The organism is Nonomuraea sp. NPDC049784, assembly GCF_040659615.1.
Classification (GTDB): Bacteria; Actinomycetota; Actinomycetes; order Streptosporangiales; family Streptosporangiaceae; genus Nonomuraea.
The window spans coordinates 1-6614 of sequence record NZ_JBFAMX010000572.1 but is presented as its reverse complement, the minus strand read 5'-3'; the positions used below and the strand labels follow the sequence as shown (position 1 = coordinate 6614).

At 69.8% G+C, this 6614-nt stretch carries 6 protein-coding genes; 3 read left to right on the top strand and 3 right to left on the bottom strand.

Annotated elements, in window-relative coordinates; translation table 11 throughout:
- The 3 genes from AB0J09_RS52215 to mraZ form a co-directional block, all read right to left on the bottom strand.
- On the bottom strand, positions 1–207 hold a 207-nt coding region (locus tag AB0J09_RS52215), incomplete at its 3' end, for a hypothetical protein (RefSeq protein WP_360709323.1).
- Complete coding sequence (rsmH, locus tag AB0J09_RS52210; RefSeq protein ID WP_360709320.1) at positions 197–1162, bottom strand: 16S rRNA (cytosine(1402)-N(4))-methyltransferase RsmH; 966 nt, start codon at positions 1160–1162, stop codon at positions 197–199. The genes rsmH and AB0J09_RS52215, both read right to left, overlap by 11 nt.
- 216 nt (positions 1163–1378) lie before the next feature.
- On the bottom strand, positions 1379–1810 hold the full coding sequence (gene mraZ / locus AB0J09_RS52205) for a division/cell wall cluster transcriptional repressor MraZ (protein WP_357728740.1): 432 nt from the start codon (positions 1808–1810) through the stop codon (positions 1379–1381).
- Positions 1811–2281: 471 nt separating this feature from the next.
- Between mraZ and AB0J09_RS52200 the strand changes: the two genes are divergently transcribed.
- The 3 genes from AB0J09_RS52200 to AB0J09_RS52190 form a co-directional block, all read left to right on the top strand.
- Positions 2282–3259: a MoxR family ATPase gene (locus AB0J09_RS52200; protein ID WP_360709317.1), complete on the top strand. Its 978-nt coding sequence runs from the start codon at positions 2282–2284 to the stop codon at positions 3257–3259.
- Positions 3260–3314: 55 nt separating this feature from the next.
- Positions 3315–4577 (top strand): DUF58 domain-containing protein, encoded by a 1263-nt coding sequence (locus AB0J09_RS52195; protein WP_360709315.1) that lies wholly within the window; start codon positions 3315–3317, stop codon positions 4575–4577.
- A gap of 28 nt (positions 4578–4605) precedes the next feature.
- Positions 4606–6614: DUF3488 and transglutaminase-like domain-containing protein (locus AB0J09_RS52190; RefSeq protein ID WP_360709312.1), on the top strand; the 2009-nt coding region annotated here is incomplete at its 3' end.

Here is a 6614-nt window from a genome sequence, read left to right as displayed (position 1 = left end):
CGTACGTGCCCGCTCGGCGCCGGATCGCTTGCCGTCGAGTTCGAGGCGCGCCCGCTCGGCGGCCGACAGCTTGCTCTCGACGTCAGGACGGGGCCGCGGCTTGGACTGGTGTGTCGCCCCGAGCCGGCGCGTGCCCGTCTTGGGCCCGGGCTTGGGTACTGCGCGGCGGACGGGCGCACCCCGGCCGGTCTCCTGCTCAGTCGTCAACACGGATCCTCTCTGCCGCCCGTAGCCGGGCCGAGGCCGCCCGCGGGTTGCGGGCGAGCTCTTCTTCGCTTGGGAGCTCGGCTCCCTTCGTCAGCAGGCGGAACCTCGGCTGGTGAGCCGGCAGCGGAACGGGCAGCCCGGGGGGGCTCGTGTCCTTGGTTCGCGCCGTGAGGGCCTGCTTGGTGAGCCGGTCCTCGAGTGAGTGGTAGGAGAGCACGACGACTCGCCCACCGAGCGCCAGCGCGTCGAGTGCCGCGGGGAGCGCCTCCTCCAGGGAGGTCAGCTCCGCGTTCACCTCGATGCGCAGCGCTTGGAAAGTCCTCTTGGCGGGGTTTCCCCCGGTGCGCCGGGTCGCGGCGGGAATCGCCTCGCGCACGATGTCCGCAAGCCGCTTAGTCGAGGTTATTGCCTCTTTAGCCCGTTCCTTAATGATCAGGGCCGCGACACGCGGGGCGAATCGTTCCTCGCCGTAGTCACGCAGAATGCGGATCAGCTCTGCCGCGGAGTAGGTGTTGACCACTTTCTCCGCCGTCAGCTCCTGCTCCGTGTCCATCCGCATGTCGAGCGGCGCGTCGTAGGAGTAGGCGAACCCGCGCTCCGCCTCGTCCAGCTGCGGCGAGGAGACTCCCAGGTCGAACAGCACTCCGTTGACCGTGGTGTGCCCCGCGCGGGCGAGCACCTCGGCCAGATCGCCGGAGGAGGCGTGGACCAGGGTGATCCTGTCCGCGTACGGGCTCAGCCTGCGAGTCGAGTAGTCGATCGCGAAAGGGTCGCGGTCGATCCCGATCAGATGGACCTCGGGAAATGTGGCGAGCAGGGCCTCCGAGTGGCCACCGAGACCGAGGTTGGCGTCGACGACGACCGGTGACGCTCCGGACAGCGCGGGGCCCAGCAGCTCCAGAACGCGCTCGAGCATCACCGGAACGTGACCGCCCGTGCCGGCGTTGTCCTGCATCTCCAACCCCCCTCTCGCGTCCTTGCTCGCGGATGACGCGTATAGATCGATCGCCGGTCACAGAGTCCCCACCCGGTGCCGTCCGGCCAGGTCCCCATCCGCACCCTCTTCGTGGACGCCTGCCATCTGACACCGGGGAAGGTGCATCAGCTGACAGGCAGTGGTTGCGGGTGGAGACCTCGCCGAACGACAGCATCGACGGATCGACCGTGGCTACTACAAGATCCCTGGCAGCACCTCCTCCGACAGATCGGCGAACGCCTGCTCCTGCGCGTTGAGATAGGTGTCCCAGGCCTGCGCGTCCCAGATCTCCAGCCGGGTGTTGGCCCCGATGACCACGCAGTCACGCTCCAAACCCGCGTACTGACGCAGGCTCTGCGGGATCGTGATGCGCCCCTGCTTGTCCGGTTTCTCATCGGACGCGCTGGCGAAGAAGACGCGGCTGTAGTCACGTACCGCCTTGGCGGTGACCGGGGCGGTGCTGAGAGCCTCGGTAATGCGCTGGAACTCCTCCACGGGAAAGACGTAGAGGCATCGCTCCTGGCCTTTGGTGATCACAAGACCCTCCGCCAGCTCCTCACGGTACTTAGCCGGCAGGAACAGCCGTCCCTTGTCGTCCAGACGCGGTTGATGGGTGCCGAGGAACACCGGCCCCACCTCCCGTGCCTCGTGAAGCGCTCAGCGCTGGTGCACCGGGCCCTCCACTGCGCACCACCATACTCCACTTCTCCCCACCGTCAACTGATTCGAACCGTCTTCATCATTGGTTTCCATTGCATTACCGCAGGTCAGCGCGATGGAGCGGGGTGGAGCGGGGTGACCGCCCGGTCAACCCTCATGGGCGTGTCGAGGGTTCAAAAGAGCGCAGTAATAAGGGCCCGCCCCCTTCACGAAGCCCTCGGTGGGGGAAAGTGGAGCGCCCCGAGGGGGTTCGTGTCACGAGATTCGCACTGCTATGCGACAAGAACGGGAACATCGCCAGGGTTCGCTGGAATATCCACAAATGTCGCTCGAGAACCCACAGCGTCGTAGGGTCGTACACACAATGGAAAAGGAATGGCATGGCTCCCGCAATGGCACAGTACGGGACAGCCGTCGCACTTCTCTCATGGAGGCCTGGTGGCAGTAACCCATGATGTCCCTCCCCAGCTCGACGAGCTGGTCTCCACGGCTCACCGGATTCGCAGCGCGATCGAATCGGTGATCGAGGGCAAGAGCGACGCCGTCCGCCTCACGCTCACCGTCCTGCTCGCGGAGGGTCACCTCCTGATCGAGGACGTGCCAGGGGTCGGCAAGACCATGCTGGCCAAGGCGCTCGCCCGCTCCATCGACTGCCCGGTGCGCCGTGTGCAGTTCACCCCGGACCTGCTGCCCAGCGACATCACCGGGGTCAGCGCGTACAACCAGCAGACCAGGGAATTCGAGTTCAAGCCCGGCCCGGTGTTCGCGAACATCGTGGTGGGCGACGAGATCAACCGTGCCTCTCCCAAGACGCAGTCCGCGTTGCTGGAGTGCATGGAGGAGCACCAGGTGACGGTGGACGGCGTGACGTACACGCTGGACTCGCCCTTCATGGTGATCGCCACGCAGAACCCCATCGAGATGGAGGGCACCTATCCCCTGCCCGAGGCGCAGCGCGACCGCTTCACCGCGCGCGTCGCGATGGGCTACCCCGAGCCGCACGCCGAGCTGGAGATGCTCGACGTGCACGGCGGCACCTCTCCGCTGGACAAGCTGGAGCCGGTGGCGACGACGGCCGAGGTGCGCGCCCTGATCGAGGCCGTACGCGGCGTCTACGTCTCCCAGGCGGTCAAGAAGTACGCCATCGACCTCGTCGTGGCCACCCGCCACTCCCCTGACCTGCGGCTGGGCGCCTCGCCCCGGTCCACGCTGCAGCTCGTGCGGGCCGCCAGGGCGCACGCCGCGCTGGCCGGTCGCGACTACGTCATCCCCGACGACCTGCAGGACCTGGCCATCCCGGTGCTCGCGCACCGGCTGCTGCCCAGTGTCGAGGCCCAGGGGCAGCGCCGCCTGCCGGAGCAGGTGGTGACCGACCTCATCAGGCGCGTGCCGGTGCCGGAGACGCGAGGCCGTTAATGGATCCGCAGCGTAGCGAGGACATCCATCGACGGCACGAATTGAGTGGGGCACGGTGAGGGCCGGACTGCGGGCGCTGACCTCCAGGGGCAGGTCGTTCCTCGCGTCCGGGATCGCGGCGCTGCTGATGGCGATCATCCTGGGAGAGAACGACCTGTTCAGGATCGGGGTGCTGGTGACGGCGCTGCCGCTGCTCGCGGCGATGGTGGTGGCGCGCACGCGCTACCGGCTGAGCTGTGCCAGGCGCCTCGACCCGCCCAGGGCGGAGGTGGGCGGCGAGGCCACCGTGACCCTGCGGCTGGAGAACGTCACCAGGCTCCCGACCGGCCTGCTGCTCATCGAGGACACCGTTCCTTATGCGCTGGGCGTGCGGCCCAGGTTCGTGCTGGACCGCGTCGAGTCGCGGGGCGTGCGGGAGATCGACTACCGGGTGCGCTCTGACCTGCGCGGCCGTTACACGATCGGCCCGCTGTCGGTTCGCATCGCCGACCCGTTCGGGCTCGTCGAGCTGACGCGCTCGTTCACGATCAGCGACACGCTCGTGGTGACGCCGCACGTGGCGGCGCTGCCCCACGTACGGCTGTCGGGTGAGTGGACGGGCGGCGGCGACAGCCGTACCAGGAGCGTGGCGGCTGCCGGCGACGACGACGTGGCGCCGCGCGAATACCGGCAGGGCGACGACCTGCGGCGGGTGCACTGGCGCTCGACGGCCCGCCACGGCGAGCTGATGGTGCGCCGCGAGGAGCAGCAGTGGCAGAGCCGCGGCGCGCTCCTGCTGGACACCCGCAGGTACGCGCACCGCGGCGAGGGCCCGCGCTCGTCGTTCGAGGCGGCGGTCTCGGCCGCGGCCTCGATCGGCGTGCACCTCGCCCACGAGGGCCTCGGCCTGCGGCTGGTGACCGACCAGGGGGCAGAGCACCTGACGGACACCGGCCTGAGCTGGTCGCTGCTCGACACCCTCGCCGTGATACGGCACAGCCCGGCCCGCTCGCTGGAGATGGGCGTATCGGCCCTGCGCCAGGGCGGCGGCGACGGGCTGATCGTGGCCGTGCTCGGCGATCTCGATCCGGAGGAGGCAAGGGAGCTGGCCAGACTGAGGCACAGCGGCATCACCGGAGTGGCGGTCATGCTCGACGTGAGCACGTGGGACGGCGGCGACCGGGCGGCCGCGGAGAACCATCAGGCCGTCCAGACGGTCCTGGCCGGGTACGGCTGGCGCATCGTGCGACTGCCCGCGGGCACCTCGATCGCCTCCGTCTGGCAGGACGCCGCCAACCGCGGCAGATACGCGCTCAACCCGGCGGGAGGCGCGGCATGAGGGCGACCACGGCCGCAGGAGGTGCGACATGAGGCTGACGACCGCCTCCGGGGTGGCCTCGTTCGCCGCCGCGATCCTGCTCTACCCGCTCTTCCAGGGCGGCGCCTGGTTCTGGACGTCACTGGGCGCCGTGCTCGCCGTGATGGCCGCCGGCCTGCTGAGCAGCCGGCTGTCGCTGCCCGCGTGGGCGGCGCCGTTAGCTGCGGTGGTCGCGACGTGGATCTACCTGACCGCGGTCTTCGCCGCCGGCAAGGCGTGGGTGCTGGTGGTGCCGACCAAGGAGTCGGTGGCGGAGCTGGGCAGGCTGCTCGGCGTCGGCTGGGCCGACATCCAGCGCTTCGCCGCTCCTGTGCCGACGACGGACGGCATCACGCTGCTGACCGCCGGCGGCGTGGCGCTGATCGCGATCTCCGTGGACCTGCTGGCCGCGCGGCTGCACCGGGCGGCACTGGCCGGGCTGCCGCTGCTGGCGCTGGCCACCGTGCCGGCGACGATCCTGCCCGACCCGATCAGCTGGCCCGCGTTCATCCTGGCGGCGCTCGGGTTCGTCAGCCTGCTGATCGCCGACGGCCGCGAGCGGGTGGGCCACTGGGGCAGGGCCGTGCTGGTACGGCGCACGCGTGCGGCCACCTCGCAGCCCGCGACGCCTTCCCGGGCGGACACCAGCGGCCTGCGGCTGTCGGGCAAGCGCATCGGGTTCGCCGCGATCGCGCTGGCCGTGCTGGTGCCGGCGCTGCTGCCGGCGATGGAGCCGGTGTCGTTCTTCACGTTCGGCGTGGGCGGCAGCGGCCCGGGCAAGGGCAACTCGATCAGCATCCCCAACCCGATCGCCAACTTGAAGGGCCAGCTGGAGCTGCCGGAGCGGCGGGTGGTCCTCACCTACAAGAACAACGACGACAAACCTCGCTATCTACGGATCTACACGCTCGACACGTTCGACGGTCAGCAGTTCGGCATGACCGAGCCGAAGGGGGCACCGCAGAACAGGACGGACAACGGCCCGCTCCCCGCGCCGCCCGGCCTGGGCCGGCAGCCGAAGATCGACAACGTGGTCACGAACGTCCAGATCAGCGACGAGATCGAGAAGTTGCAGTTCCTGCCGCTGCCGTACCCGCCCAAGCAGATCCAGGTTGACGGCGACTGGCGGGCCGACGTGGACACGCTCATGGTCTTCTCCACCCGCGACGAGGCCGCGGGCCTGGAGTACGAGGTGGCCACGAGCGAGCCGGAGCCGACGGCGGACCTGCTGGAATCGCTCGGCGGGACCCGGCCGAGCACCGATCCCCGCTACCTGAAGCTGCCGGACAACCTGCCTCCCGAGATCGCCGAGCTGGCGGCCTCGCTGACCGCGAGCGCCAAGACGGACTACGACGCGGCGGTGAAGCTGCAGCAGTTCTTCACCAAGGACGGCGGCTTCACCTACAACCTGCGCACGCAGGGGCACAGCAACTCGGCGCTGCGGGACTTCCTGCTGCGTGACCGGGCGGGCTACTGCGAGCAGTTCGCCGCGTCGATGGCGGTGCTGGCCAGGCTGGTGGGCATCCCGTCGCGGGTGGCCATCGGCTACACGGGCGGCACGAAGGTCGGCGACCGGTGGCAGGTCGGCACGAACGACTCCCACTCCTGGCCCGAGCTGTATTTCGAGGGCGTGGGCTGGCTGCCGTTCGAGCCCACTCCCGCCGGGTCGCTCGGTCAGGGCAGCGCGCGCGTACCCGAGTACACGCAGCCCAGGCCACGGGCCACGGGCGAGGCGACGACGCCGACGCCGGGCGCGACCACCTCGTCCGCGGACGAGCCCATCGGCCCGCAGACCCGGCGTAACCCCCGTGAGCTGGACCGCGAGGGCCTGGTCGCCACCGGCGGGCTGCCGCCGGACGACTCCATGCCGCTGATCGGCAAGATCGGCATCGGCGCGGGGGCGCTGCTCCTTGTGCTGCTGATCCCCGCCGGCATGCGGCTGATCACCAGGAACCGGCGCGTGCGCACTCTGGGCTGGAAGGTGTCGGCGCCCGCCGACGATCTGACGGCCGCGATGGT

Coding starts and splice junctions, on each gene's coding strand:
- rsmH (WP_360709320.1), bottom strand. CDS start 1,162: ATGCAGGACAACGCCGGCACGGGCGGTCACGTTCCGGTGATGCTCGAG.